This is a genomic window from Flavobacterium sp. UMI-01 (genome assembly GCF_019656315.1).
In the GTDB taxonomy this organism is placed as follows: domain Bacteria; phylum Bacteroidota; class Bacteroidia; order Flavobacteriales; family Flavobacteriaceae; genus Flavobacterium.
This window is the reverse complement of record NZ_BPLU01000001.1, coordinates 137,895-161,231: the sequence shown is the minus strand read 5'-3', so window position 1 is coordinate 161,231 and position 23,337 is coordinate 137,895. Positions and strand designations below refer to the sequence as shown.

Here is a 23,337-nt window from a genome sequence, read left to right as displayed (position 1 = left end):
GTTATTATCTATTATTAATTTTTCTTATTGTTTCGTTATTAATATCTCGTCTTAAATCATCAAAAATCCATCCCCATTTATTAAAATAATAAAAAGCTGAGACAAAATACATTTTCAAATTAGCAACCGTCATAAATGATTTGTAAATATGATCATGATAAACAACTTGATTAGGATAAAAAATTGTTTTAAACCCTGCTCCTTGACACCGTCTAGTAATGTCCAAGTCCTCCATATGCATAAAAATATTTTCGTCAAATCCTTTAATTTTCTTTAACACATTACTCCTAAAAACCATAAAACAGCCTGAAAGATATGGCACTTCCATGATTTTATCATACCCACTAAACCTCAACTCAAATCTATCTAAAATCCTGTTTTTAAAAATTTTAAACGGTAAAAATCTTCTAACAAAGAAATCAAAAGGAGAGGGAATCAACTTAGCTAAATATTGAATCGAATCATTAGGGTAAAGAATTTTGGGCATCAACAAACCTACATCTTCATTATTATCCATATAAGCTATGATATCCTCTAGAACTCCTGAAGAATAATAAATATCAGGATTTAAAATAAGATGATATTTTGAAACTTCTGAAAATTTTCGAATCCCTATATTATGAGAAGTACCATAACCTGGGTTTTGTGGGTTATGGATATATTCGACTCTTGCTTCAATTTTAATATCTTTTAATTCATCAGAAGGTGAATTATCAATCAATATTAATTTAACTTTTAAATCTGTATTTAAAAAACTATTAATAGCATCTAAGAGTTGCTTTCTATCATTCTTATATATCACTAGGCTACAAACTATATCGTACATTTATATTTTACAATATTTTAAAATTTCACATCATTTTCGAATATTTAACACTAATCCCTTGCTTATTTCAACAATAACTCAAATAACTCATCCCAATTTTGAGCATACGGTTTAGGATAATTAATTATTTTTGTCTCATCAAAATTTAATGTACCTTTAAGAATCAATTGTTTCATATATTTAGATAACATATTAGGTTTTTCAGGATCAAAAAATTTCACTTTGTCATAGTTCCCTACAGTTTCTTTTGCATAAGACATATTTGCAACTAACATTGGCTTCAAAAATTGCTTGTATTCACTTATAGGTAGTCCCCACGTTTCAAGTTTTGAAGGAAAAATCAAACAATCTGATTTTTCATACAATTCCACTATCTTCGCTCTAGTTTGTAATCCAATAAATTTCATGGAATTTAATGTTCTATATTTATTAAAAATTTGTTTTGAATATGAATTTTCGCTACCATCGATAGTCACAATTACTGAAAAATTATTAATACCTTCTTCATTTAAAATCTTTACAGCCTCACCAATAATTTCAATATTTTTGAAAGTGCGTGGAAATGTAGGAAAGATAAAGATTGTATCATCTGATAACCTAACATTATTTTTCCCGCCAATAGCCAATAGCGGTTCTTGTGGCTTTGCGACAACAATTTTATTAGGATTTAATTTGAAGATTCTGGCAAATTCATTCTTAATCCACAATTGCTGTACCACAACATATTTATTTTTTTTAATATTTATTTTATACAAGTACCTATAAAACAATGAAAATAAAAAAACCGTAGGTTGTACAAATAAATTTTTTAAATCTACTTTATTAAACGGCGAAGGATTATGACAATAGACAGCTTGTGGTATTGAACCTATATTCGGACTAATGTCATGCAATGAAAACCAAAAATCTACTTCATGTTTTTTTGTAAATGGTTTAAAATAATAATATTCATAATACAATCTATACAAATATGATTTTCTGGATTTTGGGAATTCAAAGAATTGAATTTTATTAAAACCATCATCTACAAATAAATCTTTTTTGTGTACTAATGCTATAAAATCATAATCATTAGGTAACATACTATGTTCTATTGTATGAAGACAATCTTTAAGAACAGAAAGAGTTCCACCTTCAAAAAGATTAATAGCTGAAATCACAACTTTTTTTTTACTGGAGTACATATTGTTTTTTATTTTTAAAGATCAATAGACAGATAAATTATTTATCCTTGTCAAAAAAAAAGAAGATTGTTTTATATTTTAACGACAATTTCAAAGAAACCAACAAATTGTTTAACATGACAATAGCACGGGTTAACTTATACTTTTTATAGATAATTTTGTTTGCTTTCCTAATTTCTTTAAATATTCTTATTTTATTTTCAACATCATCTGATGTATTATAACTCAAATTGTGTATAATATTTACATCAAGGACATTCAATTGTGGGTAGAGACGGGCATACTCTAACATAAAATAATTATCTGTCCCATAAAACTTTAAGCTTTCATTATATTTAAATCCCGCCTTAAAAACACGATTTGAAATTACCATACCACTGTTAATCGCTGTAGTATATTTGGATTTTAAAAGACCTGAATTTAGATTTTTAATATATTTTGTAAAAACAAAATAATCTTTAGCTGGACTTACTAAAACTGTATCCGAATATATTTGTGGCAAAAATAAATTAATTGAAGGATGTAATCTTATTTGATTTTCTAATATTCCAAAAAAATTAACAGGAATATTTGAATCATCATCACATAACATTAAAAAACAATTTTCACAAGTGAGTGAGGAAATGACATTATTGTATATCTTAGAAAGCGGAACATTTTCTGGTGTATGATTATAAATAAAATTTCTAAAATTACTACTCAAATACACTAAACTTTCTTCATTCAAAGACTCAGGACTATTATCCCAAATATAAATTGTTGAATTAATAGTTCCTATATTGGCTTTAAGCAAGCTTTGAATAGTATCCGATTCTTCGATACTTTTTTTATACAAACAAACTAATATGGTAATATCAATCATTTAATTAACTAATAAGGTTTTTTAATCTTTTTAACACCCCTTGTTTTTTAAAGTAAAGCCATGATATTAGTTGATAAAATAATCCGAAATTCTGCTTTACTACCTTAAAAATTTCTTGACTATACTTTTTATCATTTGAAATTCCTGTTGTGTCATGAAAAGCCACTAAAGGTCCGTTAAAAACATTAATTAAACTCTTATTCTTATAAATGTTTTGGTTTAAATCAAAATCAGCAAAAACTTTATAACTGATGTCATACTTCAATCCATCTGTTCTTTTATAAAAACAACCTTGATGTGGCAATGTATTTCTAATTTTTAAAGTCCAATTATTGAAAGGATTTAAAATAAAACCAGTTGATAGTTTTACGGGAAAACAATTGATTATAGGAGTAGGATGCTGTATCAACTGTTGAACAGGCAAATGTAATAACTTATCACCACAATTTATAAAGGCTATAAAATTACCAGAACTGTATTTTATTCCTTTATTCATAGCATCATAAATTCCTTTATCTGGTTCACTGACAAAAATTGAAATTTTATCTAAATATCTTTTTATTATTTCAACAGTACCATCATTTGAACCGCCATCAATAATTATATACTCAAAAAAACTTGAATCATGTTGTATAATACTATCAATAGTCTCTTCAATCATATCAACTGCATTATAAACTACAGTAATAATAGTTATCAATTTATTACTCATATAAATTTATCTTCCTAGAATTAGTAAACACTTTCAAACTTTCATTTATAAATAAGGAAATCAAAAAAATAGGTCCTAAATAAAAAAGGAAATCAAACAAAGAGGACACCCCTTGACTAGACTCTTTTAAAAAAGTTGGTATTTGAAAAAAAACATACACTAATAGTGCATATACAAATACATTTTTAACCTCCCATTCTATTATGATCTTTCTTAGATAAGCCGCAGACAAACCCATTAAATAACTATAAAAGACGCCCCCAATATATCCGAAGAAAATATGACCTCTTACAAAAAAAACGGTATTAGGGCCTAAAACCACATCATCAAATAATGATGAAGTATTCCAAAAAGCCTTTACCATTTGATATCCTAAAGGTTCATAATAATCCATTATTCTCAACATCCCTAATATTCCATTAAACTCATACAAAAAAAAGTCAAAAAAATTAAGATTGGAAAAAAACAAGCGAACATCTGGCATTTTATAATACAACATAACATCTCCAAATTCCATTAATCTAAAAGCAACTGAGAAAATAGGATCCTGATTTTCAATAACCGATTCTTTTAAAACTATAGAAATAAAAACAAAAGCTGTAATTAATAAAAAATATTTAATTTTGGATCGTATTATCCTTTTTAGACGTAAACTACTGTCTTTCCAAATGTTATTTTGCTGATAGAAATACCAAAAAATTGAAATTGACAAAATCAAACCACTTTTTGAACCTTGCAAAATAGCTACCAATGCATATAAGAAAAAAATAAAGCCATAAAACAACTTTTTCTTTGACGCAATCAACAATATACTAAGACAGACAGGCAAAAATCCACTTAAAAAAATAATCCTCCTAATCCATCCAGTTCCTTCAACAAACGAAGAGGTCTTAGCTTCTGAGGGATTTTCAGAAAGTAAAGGAATACCAGCGGTTTTAAAAATAAAAATGCTTACAAAAAAAAATAGACTAAAAAATAATAAAGTAAATATTTCTAGAAGTCTCAAATCAACAAAATAATCAATTTTCAATTTACTCCTTTTAGGCACACCTATACATTTGAATCCTAAATAAAAACTAAAAATAGAAATAGCTACATAATGAAATATAGAAGAATCCACACTTAAACATAAGCTAGAAGACATCATTAATACAACAAAAAGAAAAGGATCAAACACAGAAAGTAAGAATTTTCTAAATAAAAAGAAAAGAATTACTGAAAATAATAAATAATAACCACCGTATTTTAATACTGTTTCCTCCATCTTTTTAACAATCTAAAAGAACTACTTTCAACCTCATCATAAAGTTATAATTCCAAAAAGTTTTTATTTATACTTATCTACATTCAACATACATCATGTTTTTTTATATAAAAAACAATGATTAATTCTGAAGAATTAAATAATAAATTTTCTTTTCCTTTTTAATATTCTTAATTAAAGTATTATATGTTAAGTATAAATATAATTTTTTTTACAGTAAACTCTTCATCTCTTCATCTATTAAAGTATCTAAAACATCGAAAAAATTAAGTTCATATTCCCAGTTTAATTTTGTTTTTGCTGGGGTATTATCACCATAGATATCTTCAATATCAGTAGGCCTCATAAAGTTACTATCAATTATTAATCGCTCTAAAGAAACATTAAGTTTAGCAAAAGTATATTCAATTATAGAACGTAATGAGATGCTCTTCCCTGAACAAATTATAAAATCATCTGGATTATCCGTTTGCAACATTAACCACATCGCCTCCACATAATTTGGTGAATATCCAAAATCTCTTTTGATATCAATATTCCCTACTTTTAAAACCCAATTTGGATCATGATGGTTATTTACTGTTTCATGAATAACTTTTTTTACAAAAAAAGTATTATCTCTTAAAACAGATTCATGATTAAAAAGTACACCATTACAAGCATGCAATCCGTACGATTCTCTATAATTCACTACAATCCAATGTGCAGACGCCTTAGATATTGCATAGGGACTTAATGGATGCATGGGAGTGTTTATTGTAACGGGAAGATTAGTCACTTTACCATACATTTCACTACTCGAAGCTTGATAAAAACGAATAGTTGGTTTGATCATTCTAATGGCTTCTAATAAATTCAAAACTGAAATAATATTGAAATTAATAGTTCCAATAGGTTGTTTAAAAGATACTCCAACTGAGCTTTGCGCTGCTAAATTGTAAATCTCATCTGGCTTATATTTATCAATTAATTTAATAATACTCGACAAATCAATTAAATCACATTCTTCGATAATTACCTCATCAGCAATTTGGAGTTTTTTTAACTTTTCTAAATTATCCACATGATGACTTCTGGTAATTCCAATAATTTTATACCCTTTCTCGCATAATAGTTTAGAAAGATAAGCACCGTCCTGACCAGTAATTCCAGTAATTAGAGCTGTTTTAGTTCCTGCCATATATTAATCAATATTGTGTCTTAAAAGTCATTTATCTTTAAAAACATTTTTATAAACATTCAAATGTTCATGAAATGTTTTATCCCATGAAAAATAATTTAATCTATTATAGCCCTTAACTTTTAATGACAATCGTAAAGATTCATTTTCAAACAACTGTTTTGCGGCTTCAAATAAAGAGTCTTCATTTATTGGATCAAAATAAACACCTGCATCACCTCCTACTTCAGACAATGATCCACCATTACTTAATAAGGCTGGACATTCACATGCAAAACTTTCTAAAACGGGTATACCAAACCCTTCATATAAACTGGGAAAACAAAAAAATAAGGCATGTGAATAATAATTACTTAAAACATCGTCACTTAATATAGGTCTAAATAACACCTGCTTTTCAACTCCTAAATCTTTAATCAATAAGAGTTCTTCAATAGTAAATGCACCTCCTCCCGCACAAATAACCGTTAAATCATTATCTAGTATTAGGGGGGCAATTGATTTAATAAAAAAATTAAAATTTTTATAAATCCCTCTATTACCCACAAATAAAATGTAATCCTTATTAATCAACCTAATGGAATTTCTATCAACATTCTCCAACGAATTACCCAAATAAACAATATCGATTTTAGAACTATCGACATCAAATATATCAATTAGATCATTTTTTGTTGTTTCAGAAATTGCAATTACTCTACTTGCCTTGTCTAAAAGACGTTTTTTATTATCAAACATCTTCGTGTCTAATCTTAATTCTTCAAATTGATTCCCAAATTTCTCATGAATCATATCATAAAAAGTAACTACAAAAGGTTTGTTTTTAACTTTATTTAAAAAATATGTATCATAATACGTGGGATGAAAAACATCAAAATCACCTTTCTTAATCGCACTACTACTTATTTGTTGATTAATTGTTTTAAGTATTCTATCTTTCCCTTTAAAATGCTTGTGAGAGAAAAAAGATCTTAAAGCTGCATTTTCTTTATGATTATAATAGGCATTATTCGAAAATAATGTAGCGACATCACAGCTTTCATCACTTTGGTCAAATCTTTTAATTATTTCATAAAAATATCTAGAAATCCCACCATACTGCTGCTGGGTAAATATTTGATGATCATATTGTATTTTCATTATTTTTAATTATTTATTCCAAATACCCGTAGCAGTATTATTAACAATTTTATAATATTGAATATAACTTATTACAGCTCCAATTATCAAACAAAAGAAATTGGAAAGTGGCATAGCAAATGTTCCAAAATCTAAAAATTTAACAAAAACAAAACAGAGTGGAATATTAATAATCCCCATTATTATTGCATAAAAAATTTGCACCCTTAACTTACCAACACCATTTGAAAAACTTGCAAAAATAGAATTCCAATTACTTACAGCAATATAAGCACAAATTGATAATGACAATGAAAAAGATACTTTCACATTATCACCTATCCACAATTTAATTACCCAACTAGATAAAAAAAACATTACAATCAAAACAACAACACTTAATAACCAGTAATGGTATAGTTTTCTCATACTGTCTTTAATCCAGTTAAAATCTTTCTTATAATAAGCCTCTGTGAAAGCAGTCCAAAATGGTGTCAATAATATAGTAAATAAAATTGTAATTATACTATAATATTTGTAAGCAATATTAAAATTTGTGACCTCAGTTGGATTAAAAAATTGAGCAATTAAAATATTGTCTGTTTGAAAAATTATCAGTCCAATTATCTGTAAAATAAAAAACTGAGACCCTAAACTAATTATACTTTTAGAGTGATTAAAATCAACATACTTTAATGAAGGTTTGACTATTTTAAATCTGTTTCTAAAGAAAAAAAAATTAGCTCCTAGTGAAATTAAAAAAGGTATAATCGTCAATAATATTGATAATAAAACAAGATCAGAAGTTGTTGATTTATTTAAGACCCATAATGACATTGTCAAACCCAAATTACTTATGAATAACAATATAGAACTTATTGAAACCATTTGAAAAGAAGCGGCTACAACATTAATAATATCAGAAATAAATTTTAAAAGGAAGAAAATTGAAACTATAATCACAACTTTTTCAAGTTCTGACTCACTTATAAAATTAGTATTGAATACCGATTGCCAGTTAACCCAATGAAAACCAATTAGCAAAACAAACAATAATATTAGAGTTATAATACTAATCAAAACATATGTAGTACTAACAAAAACTTTACCTTTTTGAAAATCTTCTAATGCTAAACTCTCAGAAAGTTTATTTCTTAAACCATTTGCAATTCCTATATCAAACATTGCAAGCCAACCAACTAAAGATGACAAAGTTATCCAAACTCCATATACATCAGGTTTTAAATAATTTATTGTCAAGGGTATCATAGCAAATTGCAATAATATACTACCTCCTCTAAAGAATAAAGATAAAACTATATTAATATTAGCCTTTTGTGTTCTCGTTGAATTAACATCTATAAAATATTTCTTAATCATTTAAATCGAATCAAACCTTATAATAAAATTAATTCACTAATAAAAACATAGCATTACTCCATTATTTGCTTTAAACTACGTTTAATTATTAAATAAAAAACCATTGACAAACTAAATAACATCCCTCCAATAATAATACCCTTCAATTTTCCAAAACTTTTTTTTTCTAAAGGCAATATCGGTCTGTCTATTATCTGAATTAAAGGTGTTTCTTTCCTAAAAGTCACTTTTGCTAATTCCAGTTGTTTCACAATCTCAGTTAAAATAGCGGTATTTGCTTGAACATCCACCTGTCTTTTAGCCGAAGGTGTTCGGCGAATGTTAAGTGCTGGATTCAAATTAAACGTATTATCCGTGGCAATAGCGACTCCAGTAATCGCACTATTTAAAGCAGTTCGAACAGAATCTGTTTGATGCTGTAAAATCTTTAAATTCTCGCGAGCCTTTTTATTCTTAGTTTGCACATAAAATGTTGACACTTCTTTGGCTAATGCTTCACAAAATAATTTAGAAAATAATTCATGATTACTCACCACTTCAATAGAAATAATGTCTATCTTTTTATCTTTTTGAACAACTTGCAATTGACTTTTCAATATATTAGAATAGATTTTACCCAAAATACTATCCTGTATTCTAGTAAATTTTTGTTTATCATTTTGTGGTAAAAAATGAATCCCTTTTAATTGAGGCTTTTTATCCCATCCTTTTCTTAATTCATTTACTTCAATATACATTTCAGCCAATGAAATATCTTTTTGGTTATAAGTCACAGGAGATAATAAGGTTTTTTCAATCATACTCCTTGATTTGAATAGTTCAATTAGATTAGCCCCTGTAAATGCACCTCCACCACTGGTTCCAAAATCAAATCCAAATTGACTAGCCAAACTAAGAACACCACCACTGCGACTCCCTTGTTCTTCCAAAGCGAAAGTTAAACTTGCTGTATAATTCGGTTTTTTTAATAGAGAATAACCCAATCCCATTAAAGCACCTAAAAATCCAGCTAAAAAAATCATCTTTCTGTTTGACAAAAGATAATTATACCATTCTTTAATCTTTAAGATTAATTCTTTTAATGAAATTTCATCATTTTGCATTGGATCGGTCATAAAGTCAAAATTATTTTATAAAATCAAAGCCTAATAATACCTAAGATAATTCCTGCTAAACTTGTAAATACACTCGTCACAGTTAGTAGTTCCGTTGTGCTTAATTTTCTACCTTCTGGCTTTTCAGGTACAATAACTTGTGACCCAGGTAAAACTTTCGGCGTATTGCGAATACCTAAGAACGATTTTGTCACTGCTGCTTTACCATTCGGGTAAATCACATACGCATTTTTCATCCATCCTTTATTATCAATACCTCCTGCCGAATTTATATAATATTTAATATTCTTACCAGGAATAAAAGAAATCTCGGAATTCAACAAGACATTGCCACTTACTTTTACACTTTCTGATTGAGCATTAATCACAATCTCATCACCCGACTGTAATGTCACATTATCATAGCTATTAGCGTCTTTCATTATTTTTCTCCAATCAATCGGAATAACAGAAAATTTATTATCTAAGACTGCTTTTTTAATAACCTTATTATGAACTGAATCATTTTTACCTAAATTCAAATCGATAGTTTTAATATCCTCTAATTCTTGTGTTTGTACAGGTCTTTTAATCTTTATTCCATCCAAATCTGCTAAAGGCGTTAATCCCCCTGCTCGTTTTATAATGGTCAAGATTTTATCGTATTTACTGGTCAGTACATAATTCCCTTCATGTACGATAGCTCCTGAAACTTTCACTTGTTCAGGCACATTATACACAGCCAATTTACGTACATTAATAACATCAAAAGGCTTCAAAATAAAATTCTCTGCTTGCTCATTGGACTTTGGATTAATTGTAATGGTAAAAAGTTCAACTCTAGGCGTATTTTTAGCCTCTACAACATCCGTGTTAATCATTCTCGCAATTTCTACTTTGGAAGAAGCCGATTCTTTTAAACCACCAGCTTGAATCAAAACATCATTCAAACTTAAATTGTCATGATACGCATACTCCCCTGGAATTTTAACTTCACCATTAATAATTATTTTAAAATCTTCTTTAAAATCTAAAATGGAATAAATAGTCACTTCATCATTTTTTTTCAATGCTAAATTCAAACTATTGTCCCCTGAAAATGCTTTTTCAATATTGACATCAACAATTTCAGTAGTGAGATTCGATTTTAATCGAAGGATACGAGCTCTTTGTAGATAAGCATCCTCTTTCAAGCCTTCGGCTTTTTTAATTAAATCCGTAATGCGCATTCCTTCATAAAAAGAATACGTATCGGGTCTGAAAACAGCACCGCTAATTTTGATTTTATTTTCAAAACGATTTAATATTTTACCAACTTTAAACACATCCCCTGACTGTGGCTTATAGGTATTAAAATCTGTCTTTTGAAGGTCAAGAACCTTAAATTCTTTAGCTGTTTTTTGGGTAACCTGCACAGATGAAGAATAAGACAAATCATTAAAACCGGAAGCATAATAAATTAAATCTTGGAAGGTTTCTCCTTTTTTTAATTCAAATATACCTGGTCTTTTAACTTCACCTTCAATAGTAACTCTATTATCATACGTAGGGATGCGTATTACATCATTATCTTTTAAACCAACATTGTCTGACTGATCACCATTTATTAAAAAACGATAAATATCAATATAACGAATGATACTATTATTTCTAATCAATTGAATGTTACGGTAACTTCCATTTACACCTGGTCCTCCCGCTACATGGAGCGCATGATAGACCGATGACAAAGACGACAACGAATAATTCCCTGGTTGTTTGCCTCCAATAACAGTAATCCGAATAGTACGGATACTACCTAAATTGACAGAAACCTGAGATTGACCAGAAGAAACGGTACTATAAATTCTTGCAATAGCATTTTTAATCTTACTAGTAGCGGCTTCGATGGTCATGCCTGATACACTAATTTGTCCTACGTATTGAATATCAATTTTTCCTTCATTTGAAACTTTAACAGAAGTGTCAAACTCTTGGACTCCATAAACACTAATTTGCAAATCATCTCCTGGACCTAGTATGTAATTAACAGGGGTTGCCAATTGCAAATTAGGTTCAAAATTCAGCGTAGGATTATCAAAAAGTTCTGAGCCAAAAATTAAACGATTAAGAGTGTCTTTGACTTTAGTAGTAACGGCCTTATCAGTAATTAGTATGGCATTCCCTTCATTGAGTCTTTCTTTTTTAATTGAATTACTAAACCTGTTCAGTCTGGTTTTTAATTTTTCAAACTCATTTTCATTCATCCCTCTAGAAAGTGCTAAAGCCCTGACTTGTTCAATTGAAGTTCCTTGTACCTTTAATTGCGAATCCATTTTTTCAATATCAGACTGAGTAAGAGACTCAGCTTTGAAAGTACTTAAATCACGTGATTTAAGAAAATCCTGTGTGTATCCAACAGAACATATAAGGAAAAGGACAATAATAAGGATTCTTTTTTTCATAATAATAAATCGATTTTCAAAATAACAAACAACTTGATGTAGTAAGGCAAAGACTTAATCTAACAGAGGAGATTTTTGTCGGTTTAAGCTATCATAAACCTCTTTGACTTCTTGTGAATGTTTCTTTTTTAAAATTAAATTAGCATCTTCGGTACAAACAAAAATGATATCTCTTAAACCAACAAAAGTAGTGTGCTTCGAATCTCCTATCGTTATGTTACCATTTTTATCGGACGGATATCCTTTACTTAGTAGATAATCATATACAGACTCAAAAGAACCTAAATCGGACCATTTGAATTTTGCCGAAACGACTTTTATTTTCTTGGAGCGTTCCATTACTGCATAATCAACACTTATAGAAGGTATTTCCATAGAAAGTTCATAATCTAATTTTCCATCGTTATTATTTTCCCAAACAACTTTGGATTTCTCATATACCTCTGGTTGGTATTTTTTTAATTCCTCCAAATAAACACTAGCTTTAAAACAGAACATTCCACTGTTCCACAAAAAAACGCCTTTATTTATAAAGTCAACTGCAGTCTCATAATTAGGTTTTTCTCTAAATGAAAGCACTGCATCTCCTTTTTGTTCAATATAGCCGTAACCCGTTTCAGGTTTATTGGGCACAATACCAAAAGTCACTATATTGCCTTCTGATGCTTTTAAAATGGCTTCATCGATTGCCTTTTTATACTCCTGTTCACCATCAATAATATGATCTGAGGGGGTTATTAACAAAATATCATCTGGTAATGAAGCGAATGCCGCAAATGCAATTGCTGCAGCGGTATTTCGTGGAGTAGCTTCAATAATTTCAAAATAATCAATAGTGTTTTTATCCATTGCTTTTTTACTCAAATGACAATTGTCGATATTACCAACAACTATAGTATTTTGAGCTATGGCTTGATTACGCTCAACTGTAAGTTCAAACAATGATTTGCCTTCAAAAATTTCCAAATATTGCTTTGGTTTACTCTTTCGAGATAAAGGCCATAATCGACTACCTATACCTCCTGTTAAAACAACATGTGTTACTTTATTCTTTACTACTTCCATAATATTTGTATTTATAACCTGCCATCAGCTCGATTTCTTAAAATTCCCTTTACATCATAAACAATACTTTTTGATGTTTTATATTTTTCAATGTTGAAATCTAGAAACTCATCGTGTGCAACGCCTAAAATAATCGCATCATACTTGTCATCGGGGAGTTCTTGAACGGATTCCAATTGATATTCCCGATACACTTCTTCTGTTGCAACCAAAGGATCATAAATTGTGATTTTAATACCATAATCAGACAAAGCGTGAATCAAATCTACAATTTTTGTATTTCTTACATCGGGACAATTTTCTTTAAACGTAATTCCCAACATCAACAAACTGGCTTGATTAATAATAATTCCCTTTTTTATCATTAATTTAACAACTTGAGACGCAATATAATCCCCCATACTATCATTTAAACGACGTCCGGCTAAAATAATCTCAGGGTGATACCCTAATTCTTGTGCCTTTTGCGCCAAATAATATGGGTCAACCCCTATGCAATGTCCTCCTACTAAACCAGGCTTAAAAGGCAAAAAATTCCATTTGGTTGCTGCTGCAGCCAACACCTCTTGAGTATCTATTTTCATTAGACTGAAAATTTTAGCCAGCTCGTTGACAAAAGCAATATTGATGTCCCGTTGTGAATTTTCTATTACTTTAGCGGCCTCAGCAACTTTTATGCTAGGTGCTAAATAAGTACCTGCTGTAATTACAGACTCATATAGAGCATTCACCCTTTGTGCTGCTTCTGGAGTGGAACCTGATGTAATTTTCAAAATCTTATCTACGGTATGTAATTTATCTCCAGGATTAATTCGCTCGGGCGAATACCCCACAAAAAAATCAGTATTAAATCTTAAATTAGAGTAACGTTCCAATATTGGCACACATTCTTCTTCAGTTAATCCCGGATAAACAGTAGATTCATAAATAACAATATCCCCTTTTTTCAAATAGTAAGCCACAGTTTCCGATGACCGATACAAGGGATTTAAATTGGGCTTATTATTTTTGTCTACAGGTGTTGGTACTGTAACAATATAATAATTGCAGTCCGAGAGCTTTTCTTTTTCATTAGTCACTAAAAGTCCATTTGTAGAAGTAAAATCACCTAAATCAGAAATTAAAACTTCTTTCAATAACTCCTCAGAAACTTCGAGAGTAGCATCCAACCCTTTTTTTAGATCAGTTATTCGAGCTACATTGATATCATAACCTACTACAGGATACTTTGTAGCAAATAAACGAGCCAAAGGCAAGCCTACATAACCCAAACCAATAATACCAATTTTAATACCTAAACTCATTAAAAACTATAGTTTTATCCAACGCTTCGCGATTCTAACCCACATAACAGTAAGCAGAACCTCCCTTCCAAAAAGCGGCAAATATAAGAAATTATAACGGTTATAAAGTTAAAACCAGAAGGAAATTCCAACTTTTTTATTACTAAATTCTTACACCCAAAAATAACCACAATAATGCTTGATAACCACTTAATTAATCAAATATTGATTTTCATAATAGGAAACATAAGCTCCTGAGGTCACATTATTTAACCAATCACCATTTTCTAAATACCAATTCACGGTAATTTCCAACCCTTGCTCAAAAGTAACCGAAGGCTCCCAACCCAATTGTTCTTTGATTTTGGTGGCATCAATCGCATAACGCAAGTCGTGCCCTGGTCTATCTTTCACAAATGTTATTAATTGTGCTGATGTTCCTTTGGCTCTGCCTAACTTGTCATCCATAATCCCACACAACAACCGAACTAAGTCAATATTCTTCCACTCGTTAAAACCTCCAATATTGTATGTTTCATGATTTTTCCCTTGATGAAAAACCACATCAATGGCACGAGCATGGTCAATTACAAACAACCAATCGCGGGTATAATTTCCGTCACCATATACAGGCAACGGCTTATTATGGATAATATTATTGATAAACAACGGAATTAACTTTTCTGGAAAATGGTTAGGCCCATAATTATTAGAACAATTGGTCAATACATACGGCAGACCGTAGGTTTCTCCATAGGCTCTAACGAAATGATCTGAACTGGCTTTGGAAGCCGAATAAGGCGAATTAGGGTCATAAGGAGTAGTTTCCGTAAACAAGCCTTCGGCTCCTAAGGTACCATACACTTCATCCGTACTAATATGATAAAAACGCTTGCCTTCCCAATTTCCCTTCCAAATTTTTCGTGCGGCATTTAATAAAGTTACGGTTCCTATCACATTGGTTCTCACAAATGCCATAGGATCTTCAATAGAACGATCCACATGCGACTCAGCGGCTAAATGAATCACTCCATCAAATTGATGCAATTCAAATAACTCCATAATAAACGCCTCATCAGCGATATCTCCTTTTACAAAAGTATAATTAGGTGACTTTTCTATATCCGTTAAATTCTCCAAGTTCCCCGCATACGTCAACGCATCCAAATTATAAATTTGATAATTTTCATACTTGGTAACAAACAAGCGTACCACGTGTGAACCTATAAAACCCGCACCTCCTGTTATTAGAATTTTTTTCATTTTTTATGTTTTTTATTTTTTTGTACTATATACACCCAATTGTTTCTTGAGGTCAAATCATTTCAAATGCTTCCACAACCTTAAGTTGCTACTTTGAGTAAATCTGAGCAAACTCTTTTTTTTATAAAAATCCATTTCGAACAAGCCCATTTCGAACAAGCTCATTTCGAACAAGCCCATTTCGAACAAGCTCATTTCGACAAGCTCAATGTGACAAGCTTAATGTGATTGTATATTCCATTCCTCCAGCACATCAGTTTTTTGTATTCAAACTCATCTTTAATACACAGCCCATTGATTCCAAAACAAGAACACAATGGGTTTTGTTTACTTTTTGAACAACAGCTTCTTGATTCAAAAATGGCCCCGACTTTAGTTTAATTTTATCACCCACTTGATACGGCATCACCTCAATGGCATCCGATTTCTCTAACCATTTTTTAATCGTATTGATTTCTTCGTCTCTAACAATGGCAGGTTTCCCTAACCAAAATAAATAACGAACAACACCTGAAGACTGAAAAACTAAATTCCGTTCCTCCTCGTTTAAACGAACAAAAACATAGGAATTAAACAACGGAACTTCAATCTTTTTTTTTCGGTCAGACCATTGTCTTTCCTTGATGACCAAAGGACAATAACACTCCAACTGCAATTTCATTAATTGTTCACTTACTTTCTTCTCCCATTTCGGTTTTGTATATACTACATACCAATTCATCTCTTTTGTACCTTGAAAATTAATTTATCTCATACTGCCCTGAACATCCAACGGTTACCTAGTGCGCTGTCGCTAATCATGAACCCACCGATTGATACACAAACCCAATACGTTCCATTTCAGTTCGGTTAAGCACATTGCGTCCATCAAAAACAAAAGCAGGTTTTTGCATCCCTTCGTATATTTTATGCCAATCATAGGTCGTAAATTCATCCCATTCTGTGAGTACCGCAATGGCATGTGCTTGATGACAAGCTGCATAAGCATCCTCTTCAACGCTCACTTTTTCGTTATTTTCTTTCGAAGAACGCGTTTCCAAATAGTCTAAATCGGCTATAATTTTATCGGCTCCCACTTTCGGATCAAATACCGCAATCTGAGCTTGCTCATTAATTAAATCATCTGCCACATATATCGCCGCCGATTCTCGAGTGTCATTAGTATCTTTTTTGAATGCCCATCCTAAAAAAGCAATTTTTTTGTCTGCCACGGTATTGTAAAGCGTTTGCACAATTTTACTCGAAAAACGTCTTTTTTGATGATCATTCATAATAATGACCTGTTCCCAATAATCGGCTACTTCATTCAAACCGTAGGTTTTGGCAATATAGACCAAATTGAGAATGTCCTTTTGAAAACAAGAACCACCAAATCCTACCGATGCCTTCAAAAATTTAGGCCCAATTCTACTATCCATACCAATAGCTTTGGCGACTTCATTTACATCTGCCCCTGTCTTTTCACACAATTCTGACATGGCATTAATCGACGAAATACGTTGTGCTAAAAAGGCATTTGCTGTTAGTTTTGACAATTCAGATGACCATACATTAGTGGTCAAAATTTTATCTTTATCCACCCAATTGGCATACACATCCACCAAAGACTGAATGGCTTCTTGCCCTTCGGGTGTTGTATCGCCCCCTATCAAAATTCGGTCCGGATATAGCAAATCAGTTACTGCAGTACCCTCAGCCAAAAACTCAGGATTAGACAAAATCTGAAATTGAACTCCATTCCCTGTATTATCCAAAATACTTTTGATAGCCTCTGCCGTTCTTACAGGCAAAGTAGATTTTTCCACTACTATTTTATTGTCTTTAGCCACACGCGCAATTTGTCTTGCACACAATTCGATGTATTTCAAATCAGCGGCCATCCCTTTCCCTTTACCAAACGTTTTTGTGGGTGTATTCACCGAGATAAAAATCAATTCGGCTTCATCGATGGCTTGATCCACATTCGTTGAAAAAAATAAATTTTTTCCTCTTGCCTCGGCTACTATCTCAGAAAGTCCTGGCTCATAAATGGGAATATTAGTAACATCCTTATCATTCCAAGCCGCAATTCTGTTCTCGTTTAAATCCACCACTGTCACTTGTATGTGTGGACATTTTTGGGCAATAATTGCCATCGTAGGCCCTCCTACATATCCTGCACCAATACAACAAATTTTAGTAACCTTCATTTATATTTTCTAAATTAATTTTCAATTTTATATTGTTTTTCTAACGCTATTGGAAACACCATTATTGCAAATTTTTCCAATACCAAGCCACCGCCTCTTCCAAACCTTCTTGCAACGAATAACGCGGCCGATATCCTAATATTTCTTTAGCTTTATCAATACTGGCCAACGAATGCGGAATATCACCCATACGATTAGGGCCATATTCAATAGGTACCTTAGCAATTTCAGGATTGTACTTGGCTAAATATTTTTTCAAATAATGTACTAAATCATTCAAGGTGTTTCGGTCTCCATAAGCGGTATTAAAAACAGTGTTCAATGCCAAAGGATGAGTGGTTAACAAGGCCAATTCATTCATTTGAATTACATTATCGATATAGGTAAAATCACGGGAATACGCTCCATCTCCGTTAATAACTGGTGAGTTTAACTGCATCAATTGCATCACAAACTTGGGAATGACCGCCGCATAAGCCCCGTTAGGATCTTGTTTTCTTCCAAATACATTAAAATATCGCAAACCAATGGTTTCCATTCCGTATGTCTTGCCAAAAATCTCAGCATAGAGTTCGTTTACATATTTCGTAATCGCATAAGGAGAAAGCGGTTTCCCAATGACCTCCTCTACTTTTGGCAATCCCTTAGAGTCCCCATAGGTGGAGGAACTAGCCGCATAAATAAATCGTTTAACCTTGGCATCGCGTGCTGCTACAAGCATATTGATAAATCCTGTTACATTCACCTCGTTAGTCGTAACAGGATCTTTAATAGAACGAGGCACTGACCCCAAGGCCGCTTGATGCAACACATAATCGACACCTGCAACGGCTTGTTGGCAATCTTCACTATTTCTAATATCTCCTTCTATTAATCGAAAATTATCTTCTTTTTCAAAAGCAGCCAAGTTGTGGTAATGTCCCGTAGAAAAATTATCCAAACAAACCACCTTGTACCCTTTTCCCAAAAAGTACTCACATAAATTAGACCCAATAAAGCCTGCCCCACCTGTTACCAATATGGTTTTTACACCCACAACTTCTGCACTCATTGTCTTAACTTTTTTTGCTTTTTCTAAAAGGACGTATTATTTTTTGAAACCAACCTTTAGCTCCTTCCTCTTCATGATACCCATTGGCATAGGTACCATAACCATAGCCGTAACCATAGCCATAACCGTAGCCATAGGCTGAACCATATTTCGCTTTGTTTTCAAAACCATTAAAAATGATACTAGTATTAGATAATTCTTTACGCTTAACTCTATTGTTTAACAACGTTATCATTTCTTTTTTGGTGAAATTTTGACGTACAATATACAACGTAACATCAACAAATTCAGACAATTCCAAAGCATCTGAAACCAGTCCTACTGGAGGTGTATCAAGTATAATGTAGTCGTATTTTCCTTTTAACTCTTTCATTAATTCCCCCATTTGATCGCTCAAAATCAATTCAGAAGGATTTGGCGGAATAGGACCTGATAAAATAACATCCAAATAGGGAATGTGTGTCTTATTAATAATTTCATCCACTCCTTTTTGGTTAATTAAATAATTGACAACACCCACTTCATTAACCAATTGAAATTCATCAGACAATTTGGGTTTCCGCAAATCGAGACCTACAATCACGGTTTTCTTTTCGCTCAAGGCAAAAACGGTGGCAATATTTACTGAGCAAAACGTTTTCCCTTCACCACTGACCGAAGAAGTAATCATCAAGGTTTTCGCTCCATCTACATTTTGCTGTTTATATAAAAATTGTAAAGAAGACCGAATGGCTCTAAAAGATTCAGATAAGGCCGATTTTGGCTTTTCAAAAACAGCCAAATCAGAAGCAGCTTTATTAAGCCCGACTACTCCAATCAATGGTATTTGTGTCAAAGTACTAATGTCGTCTGTATTTTGTATCGCATTGTTTATGAAGAAAATTGTGAAGACAAAAATCAATGGAAATAAAATCCCTAAAAATAAGGCCAAAACATAATTCACTGATGTTCTCGGTCCTATCAATCCTCCGCCGATATCTTTGGCTGGGTCAATAAAATGGATGTCGGATAAGTTTGCCGCTTTAACAATATCTGCCTCACTCCTTTTTTGCAAAAACGTACTGTATATATTGTCACTTAAATCGTACTTACGCTTGATTTTTATGAGTTCTTGTTGGTCTTCAGGAAGTTTTTTAATCGTGTTCTCAGCCTGATTTATTTTATTATTTATCAGTGACAAATCGTATTGTAAAGCGGTTTTAGCGGTTGCAATATTCTCTAAAATGACATTTTTAATGGCATCCATTTGTATATCAAAATCTTTGAAAATCTTATCACTTTTCACAGCATACGCCATTTCAGAGCGTTGTGTAGAGAGCGCTATTAATTTAGAAATATTACTCACAATATTGGGGTCATCAATCCCTGCAACCGAAGGAGCTGGAAGCTTAGAATAATCAACACTGTTTTTTAAGTATGTTTTTAAGGAATTGTAATAGGCTAATTTTCGAGCGATTTCATCTTTCTGCACATCAAACTCAAAGATTTTATCCGTAAATTTTTCGCCACCAGCTTCAATGTCGTAGATATTTTTACTTTTTCGGAATGACTTTAATTCGTCTCCTGTCTCTCTCAATTGCGCTTCCATTGCCACTAACGTACTATCTATAAAACTAATGGTATTGGTAGCAAATTGATTTTTTTCGTCCAATTGTCTTTTGATTAATACTTTTACCGTAGCATTCAAGTAATCCACCATTCGCGCCTTATTGGGACCTTGCATACTCAATGTGATGATAGAACCTGCTCTATCATCCACTCTTACATTGACCCCTTTGTACCTCGAAACGGTACCATCAAAATCATTAAATTTTACAAAATATTCATTCCCTTTGTAAAAACCAGGCTTGTCTTTGATGTGTAATTTCCAATTTAAAAAGGGTAAGTTAACAGGCGTACCCACTTTATATCTCTTGACAAACTCTCCGGGTACCACAGCAGTACTACTATAAAAATTATCCGCATAGGACACGATACTTACAGAATTGGAAGTAAATGGAATCCTAATTTCATATTCCGTTTCACTTATAAATTTAATTCCAATAAGAGTATTAACAACTTGTCCTTTGGTTTTATCAATGGTTACATAAAAAGGCACCGCACCGTAGGCGTCTGTCAAATTGTATTTGCCTTGTACCAAATAATCGATATAAAATTGTAATTTTTCGACCACCAATTCATTGTGAGAACGGGATTGGAATATGGTAGAAATTGTACTTACTTGGTCTGAAATTCCACCCCAATTAAAAACCAAACTGGTATTAGAGGTAAACAAGGGATTGCTTTCTTCCTTAACCGAAATAAGCGTTTCCATGCCGTAAATTTTTTCCTTTCGAATGTTGACTTGATAGGCAATGGTAAAAGTGATAATCAAACTGATCAAAAACCATTTCCAATAGCTTCCTATTTTAATTAAAAACCCTTTGAAGTCAAAACTGACTTGGTTTTCAAATATGGAAAAATCTTTTATATCTAACATTCGTCTAACGCGCTTTTATTTGGTTAACAGAAAAAATGTCGTCGTTGCCAATGACAACAAAGTGATGAAGGTACTTAGCGATTCTAACCCTGTTTTTCCTGTCCCCCAGGTCTTTTGCTTCAATGGTTTCACATAAATATAATCATTGGGTTGCAAATGGTAATACGGTGATTGCATGACATTTCTATTGGTCAAATCGATATCGTGCATTTGAGTACCAGTAGGAGTCTGCCTGATAATGGTTACGGCTTTTCTGTCACCTGTTACTGTTATGTCTCCGGAGTTTGCAATAGCTTCCATAATGGTCACTGTATCCTGAAATAAAGTCTTGGTTCCTGTACTACCCACTTCCCCATTGATAGTGTATTTGAATCCTGCCAATTTTACCGTAACAAATACATTGGCTTCTTTTTTAAAATAATCTGCTAGTAATTGTTTTTCTATTTTTTGGCGAATTTCATCCAATGTAAAACCAATAACATTAACTTCACCCAAGATAGGAATTCTAATATTCCCATGGTCATCCACGGTATAGCCATCAAAATACAAACCAGTAGGTGACTTTCCCACTTCTCCTTCATTTACAGTACTAAAAATAGCAACTAATTTTGGGTCAATAGTTTTAATACTGATACTCATTACATCATTGACTTGCACTCTGTAAGGCTTGGCTGCAACGGCTGCAATTGTGGATGCTGCCTTGTCTCCTTCTTTATTTTGCAAATAAATTAAATCATGTGTAGAAATACATGAGGTAAGCAACACCGATAGTGTCAAGAATAAAAAGAAAATATACTTCTTCATTTTTTCATTTTAGACAACAAATATAGCTTTTTCATTTACTATATTAAATTTGATTTTCTTAAAATCCAATTAATTACTCTTAAAGGATTTCTCAAATGGAATTCTATGCACGATGCTTCTCCCAAGGGTGACTTCATCGGCATATTCTAATTCATCGCCTACCGCAATACCTCGGGCAATGGTGGACATTTCCACTCCTGAATCGGCAATTTGTTTGTAAATATAAAAATTTGTCGTATCCCCTTCCATCGTAGAACTCAATGCAAAAATAATTTCATCTACTTTCCCCGATTGCACTTTTTCTACCAGCGAACTAATCTTCAATTGGCTAGGCCCCACTCCTTCGATGGGTGAAATCTTCCCTCCTAAAACATGATAAACTCCTTTATATTGCCCCGTTCCTTCGATAGCCATCACATCGCGAATATCTTCAACCACACAAATCAACCCTTTATTCCTTTTGGGATTGTCGCAAATTTCACAAATTTCACTATCCGAAATATTATGACAGCTTTGACAATATTTGATTTCCGTTCGCATCTTTACCAAAGCTTGAGACAAAAACTCGGTTTGTTCCTTGGGCTGTTTCAACAAATGCAATGCCAATCGCAAAGCAGAACGCCTGCCAATTCCTGGCAATTGTGCAATTTCATTGACAGCTTTTTCTATTAATTTTGATGAAAATTCCATAAGAAAGATAGACCACTAGAAACCCAATGGAGTGTTTGCAAAAATAAGGATTAGTATTGATTTGTAGCTAATAATACCAAAGTACACGCTCGTTCAGACTTAATATTATTTAACTCCAAAAGTTGTGACAATTCTGGATTTTCGGCACCTGGATTAAAAATCACGCGTTTGGGATTGGCTTCAATGATATAATTGTAATACTCTCGCTGACGCAATGCATTCAAATACAAGCTAATAGTATCCACATTTTTTAAGGGTATCGCTTTGGTTTGAATCTTTACTCCCGCTACCTCACCCGCATTTTGCCCAATAGCTAATACCGAATGACCTTTGTTCACTAAATTATGAATGGCCTTATATGATGCTCTTTCGACTTTGGTTGACGCGCCTAATATTACTGTTTTTTTATTTTTCATGTTTTTTTTCTGTTTTACAAAAGTAAAGCTTT

General features: G+C 32.0%; 21 protein-coding genes. 1 reads left to right on the top strand and 20 read right to left on the bottom strand.

Going from position 1 to position 23,337, the window contains the following annotated elements:
* Positions 1-4: 4 nt before the first annotated feature.
* The 13 genes from K5R64_RS00815 to rfbB all read right to left on the bottom strand — a co-directional run bounded on the left by K5R64_RS00815 (position 5) and on the right by rfbB (position 15,676).
* Positions 5-826 (bottom strand): glycosyltransferase, encoded by an 822-nt coding sequence (locus K5R64_RS00815; RefSeq protein ID WP_220759854.1) that lies wholly within the window; start codon positions 824-826, stop codon positions 5-7.
* Positions 827-888: 62 nt separating this feature from the next.
* The gene (locus tag K5R64_RS00810) at positions 889-2,010 is read right to left on the bottom strand and encodes a glycosyltransferase (RefSeq protein WP_220759852.1); all 1,122 of its coding nucleotides are present in this window, start codon (positions 2,008-2,010) and stop codon (positions 889-891) included.
* A gap of 37 nt (positions 2,011-2,047) precedes the next feature.
* Positions 2,048-2,872, bottom strand: a complete 825-nt coding sequence (locus K5R64_RS00805) for a hypothetical protein (protein ID WP_220759850.1) — start codon at positions 2,870-2,872, stop codon at positions 2,048-2,050.
* Between the two features lie 4 nt (positions 2,873-2,876).
* Positions 2,877-3,584: a glycosyltransferase family 2 protein gene (locus K5R64_RS00800; RefSeq protein WP_220759848.1), complete on the bottom strand. Its 708-nt coding sequence runs from the start codon at positions 3,582-3,584 to the stop codon at positions 2,877-2,879.
* The gene (locus K5R64_RS00795) at positions 3,577-4,848 is read right to left on the bottom strand and encodes an O-antigen polymerase (RefSeq protein WP_220759846.1); all 1,272 of its coding nucleotides are present in this window, start codon (positions 4,846-4,848) and stop codon (positions 3,577-3,579) included. Before K5R64_RS00795 ends, K5R64_RS00800 begins: the two co-directional genes overlap by 8 nt.
* 211 nt (positions 4,849-5,059) lie before the next feature.
* A complete protein-coding gene (locus tag K5R64_RS00790) occupies positions 5,060-6,028 on the bottom strand; it encodes a GDP-mannose 4,6-dehydratase (RefSeq protein WP_220759844.1) in 969 nt (322 codons plus the stop codon).
* Positions 6,029-6,055: 27 nt separating this feature from the next.
* Positions 6,056-7,168 (bottom strand): glycosyltransferase family 1 protein, encoded by a 1,113-nt coding sequence (locus tag K5R64_RS00785; protein ID WP_220759841.1) that lies wholly within the window; start codon positions 7,166-7,168, stop codon positions 6,056-6,058.
* A 9-nt stretch (positions 7,169-7,177) separates the two neighbouring features.
* Positions 7,178-8,527, bottom strand: a complete 1,350-nt coding sequence (locus K5R64_RS00780) for a lipopolysaccharide biosynthesis protein (RefSeq protein WP_220759839.1) — start codon at positions 8,525-8,527, stop codon at positions 7,178-7,180.
* 53 nt (positions 8,528-8,580) lie between these two features.
* Positions 8,581-9,642 (bottom strand): Wzz/FepE/Etk N-terminal domain-containing protein, encoded by a 1,062-nt coding sequence (locus K5R64_RS00775; RefSeq protein ID WP_220759836.1) that lies wholly within the window; start codon positions 9,640-9,642, stop codon positions 8,581-8,583.
* Between the two features lie 23 nt (positions 9,643-9,665).
* Positions 9,666-12,065 (bottom strand): SLBB domain-containing protein, encoded by a 2,400-nt coding sequence (locus K5R64_RS00770; RefSeq protein WP_220759834.1) that lies wholly within the window; start codon positions 12,063-12,065, stop codon positions 9,666-9,668.
* Between the two features lie 54 nt (positions 12,066-12,119).
* Positions 12,120-13,130, bottom strand: coding sequence for a mannose-1-phosphate guanylyltransferase (locus K5R64_RS00765; protein WP_220759833.1), 1,011 nt, complete (start codon positions 13,128-13,130; stop codon positions 12,120-12,122).
* 11 nt (positions 13,131-13,141) lie between these two features.
* Positions 13,142-14,434, bottom strand: a complete 1,293-nt coding sequence (locus K5R64_RS00760) for a nucleotide sugar dehydrogenase (protein WP_220759831.1) — start codon at positions 14,432-14,434, stop codon at positions 13,142-13,144.
* A 189-nt stretch (positions 14,435-14,623) separates the two neighbouring features.
* A complete protein-coding gene (gene rfbB / locus K5R64_RS00755) occupies positions 14,624-15,676 on the bottom strand; it encodes a dTDP-glucose 4,6-dehydratase (protein ID WP_220759829.1) in 1,053 nt (350 codons plus the stop codon).
* A gap of 93 nt (positions 15,677-15,769) precedes the next feature.
* Here rfbB and K5R64_RS17300 point away from each other — a divergent pair, with 93 nt between their 5' ends.
* Positions 15,770-15,904, top strand: a complete 135-nt coding sequence (locus K5R64_RS17300) for a pentapeptide repeat-containing protein (protein WP_220759827.1) — start codon at positions 15,770-15,772, stop codon at positions 15,902-15,904.
* 25 nt (positions 15,905-15,929) lie between these two features.
* Here the strand turns inward: K5R64_RS17300 and K5R64_RS00745 are convergent, their stop codons facing one another.
* The 7 genes from K5R64_RS00745 to K5R64_RS00715 all read right to left on the bottom strand — a co-directional run bounded on the left by K5R64_RS00745 (position 15,930) and on the right by K5R64_RS00715 (position 23,305).
* Positions 15,930-16,397 carry a UpxY family transcription antiterminator gene (locus K5R64_RS00745; RefSeq protein ID WP_220759826.1) on the bottom strand — a complete coding sequence of 156 codons (468 nt, stop codon included), beginning with the start codon at positions 16,395-16,397 and terminating at the stop codon, positions 15,930-15,932.
* Positions 16,398-16,473: 76 nt separating this feature from the next.
* Complete coding sequence (locus K5R64_RS00740) at positions 16,474-17,865, bottom strand: UDP-glucose 6-dehydrogenase (RefSeq protein WP_220759824.1); 1,392 nt, start codon at positions 17,863-17,865, stop codon at positions 16,474-16,476.
* A gap of 61 nt (positions 17,866-17,926) precedes the next feature.
* The gene (locus K5R64_RS00735) at positions 17,927-18,916 is read right to left on the bottom strand and encodes an SDR family oxidoreductase (protein ID WP_220759822.1); all 990 of its coding nucleotides are present in this window, start codon (positions 18,914-18,916) and stop codon (positions 17,927-17,929) included.
* Positions 18,917-18,920: 4 nt separating this feature from the next.
* Positions 18,921-21,395, bottom strand: a complete 2,475-nt coding sequence (locus tag K5R64_RS00730) for a polysaccharide biosynthesis tyrosine autokinase (protein WP_220759820.1) — start codon at positions 21,393-21,395, stop codon at positions 18,921-18,923.
* A 15-nt stretch (positions 21,396-21,410) separates the two neighbouring features.
* Positions 21,411-22,199: a polysaccharide biosynthesis/export family protein gene (locus K5R64_RS00725; RefSeq protein WP_220759818.1), complete on the bottom strand. Its 789-nt coding sequence runs from the start codon at positions 22,197-22,199 to the stop codon at positions 21,411-21,413.
* Between the two features lie 69 nt (positions 22,200-22,268).
* Entirely contained in the window at positions 22,269-22,889 is a 621-nt protein-coding gene (recR, locus tag K5R64_RS00720) for a recombination mediator RecR (RefSeq protein ID WP_220759816.1), read from the bottom strand.
* Positions 22,890-22,939: 50 nt separating this feature from the next.
* A complete protein-coding gene (locus K5R64_RS00715; RefSeq protein ID WP_220759814.1) occupies positions 22,940-23,305 on the bottom strand; it encodes a CoA-binding protein in 366 nt (121 codons plus the stop codon).
* Positions 23,306-23,337: the final 32 nt, after the last annotated feature.

Excerpts from the sequence above, each read along its gene's own strand:
- K5R64_RS00785 (WP_220759841.1), bottom strand. The coding sequence starts at position 7,168 with ATGAAAATACAATATGATCATCAAATATTTACCCAGCAGCAGTATGGT.
- K5R64_RS00800 (WP_220759848.1), bottom strand. The coding sequence starts at position 3,584 with ATGAGTAATAAATTGATAACTATTATTACTGTAGTTTATAATGCAGTT.
- K5R64_RS00765 (WP_220759833.1), bottom strand. The coding sequence starts at position 13,130 with ATGGAAGTAGTAAAGAATAAAGTAACACATGTTGTTTTAACAGGAGGT.
- K5R64_RS00730 (WP_220759820.1), bottom strand. The coding sequence starts at position 21,395 with ATGTTAGATATAAAAGATTTTTCCATATTTGAAAACCAAGTCAGTTTT.
- K5R64_RS00810 (WP_220759852.1), bottom strand. The coding sequence starts at position 2,010 with ATGTACTCCAGTAAAAAAAAAGTTGTGATTTCAGCTATTAATCTTTTT.
- K5R64_RS00725 (WP_220759818.1), bottom strand. The coding sequence starts at position 22,199 with ATGAAGAAGTATATTTTCTTTTTATTCTTGACACTATCGGTGTTGCTT.
- K5R64_RS00760 (WP_220759831.1), bottom strand. The coding sequence starts at position 14,434 with ATGAGTTTAGGTATTAAAATTGGTATTATTGGTTTGGGTTATGTAGGC.
- recR (WP_220759816.1), bottom strand. The coding sequence starts at position 22,889 with ATGGAATTTTCATCAAAATTAATAGAAAAAGCTGTCAATGAAATTGCA.
- rfbB (WP_220759829.1), bottom strand. The coding sequence starts at position 15,676 with ATGAAAAAAATTCTAATAACAGGAGGTGCGGGTTTTATAGGTTCACAC.
- K5R64_RS00780 (WP_220759839.1), bottom strand. The coding sequence starts at position 8,527 with ATGATTAAGAAATATTTTATAGATGTTAATTCAACGAGAACACAAAAG.
- K5R64_RS00790 (WP_220759844.1), bottom strand. The coding sequence starts at position 6,028 with ATGGCAGGAACTAAAACAGCTCTAATTACTGGAATTACTGGTCAGGAC.
- K5R64_RS00795 (WP_220759846.1), bottom strand. The coding sequence starts at position 4,848 with ATGGAGGAAACAGTATTAAAATACGGTGGTTATTATTTATTATTTTCA.
- K5R64_RS00715 (WP_220759814.1), bottom strand. The coding sequence starts at position 23,305 with ATGAAAAATAAAAAAACAGTAATATTAGGCGCGTCAACCAAAGTCGAA.
- K5R64_RS00775 (WP_220759836.1), bottom strand. The coding sequence starts at position 9,642 with ATGACCGATCCAATGCAAAATGATGAAATTTCATTAAAAGAATTAATC.
- K5R64_RS00770 (WP_220759834.1), bottom strand. The coding sequence starts at position 12,065 with ATGAAAAAAAGAATCCTTATTATTGTCCTTTTCCTTATATGTTCTGTT.
- K5R64_RS00745 (WP_220759826.1), bottom strand. The coding sequence starts at position 16,397 with ATGAATTGGTATGTAGTATATACAAAACCGAAATGGGAGAAGAAAGTA.
- K5R64_RS00740 (WP_220759824.1), bottom strand. The coding sequence starts at position 17,865 with ATGAAGGTTACTAAAATTTGTTGTATTGGTGCAGGATATGTAGGAGGG.
- K5R64_RS00735 (WP_220759822.1), bottom strand. The coding sequence starts at position 18,916 with ATGAGTGCAGAAGTTGTGGGTGTAAAAACCATATTGGTAACAGGTGGG.
- K5R64_RS00805 (WP_220759850.1), bottom strand. The coding sequence starts at position 2,872 with ATGATTGATATTACCATATTAGTTTGTTTGTATAAAAAAAGTATCGAA.
- K5R64_RS00815 (WP_220759854.1), bottom strand. The coding sequence starts at position 826 with ATGTACGATATAGTTTGTAGCCTAGTGATATATAAGAATGATAGAAAG.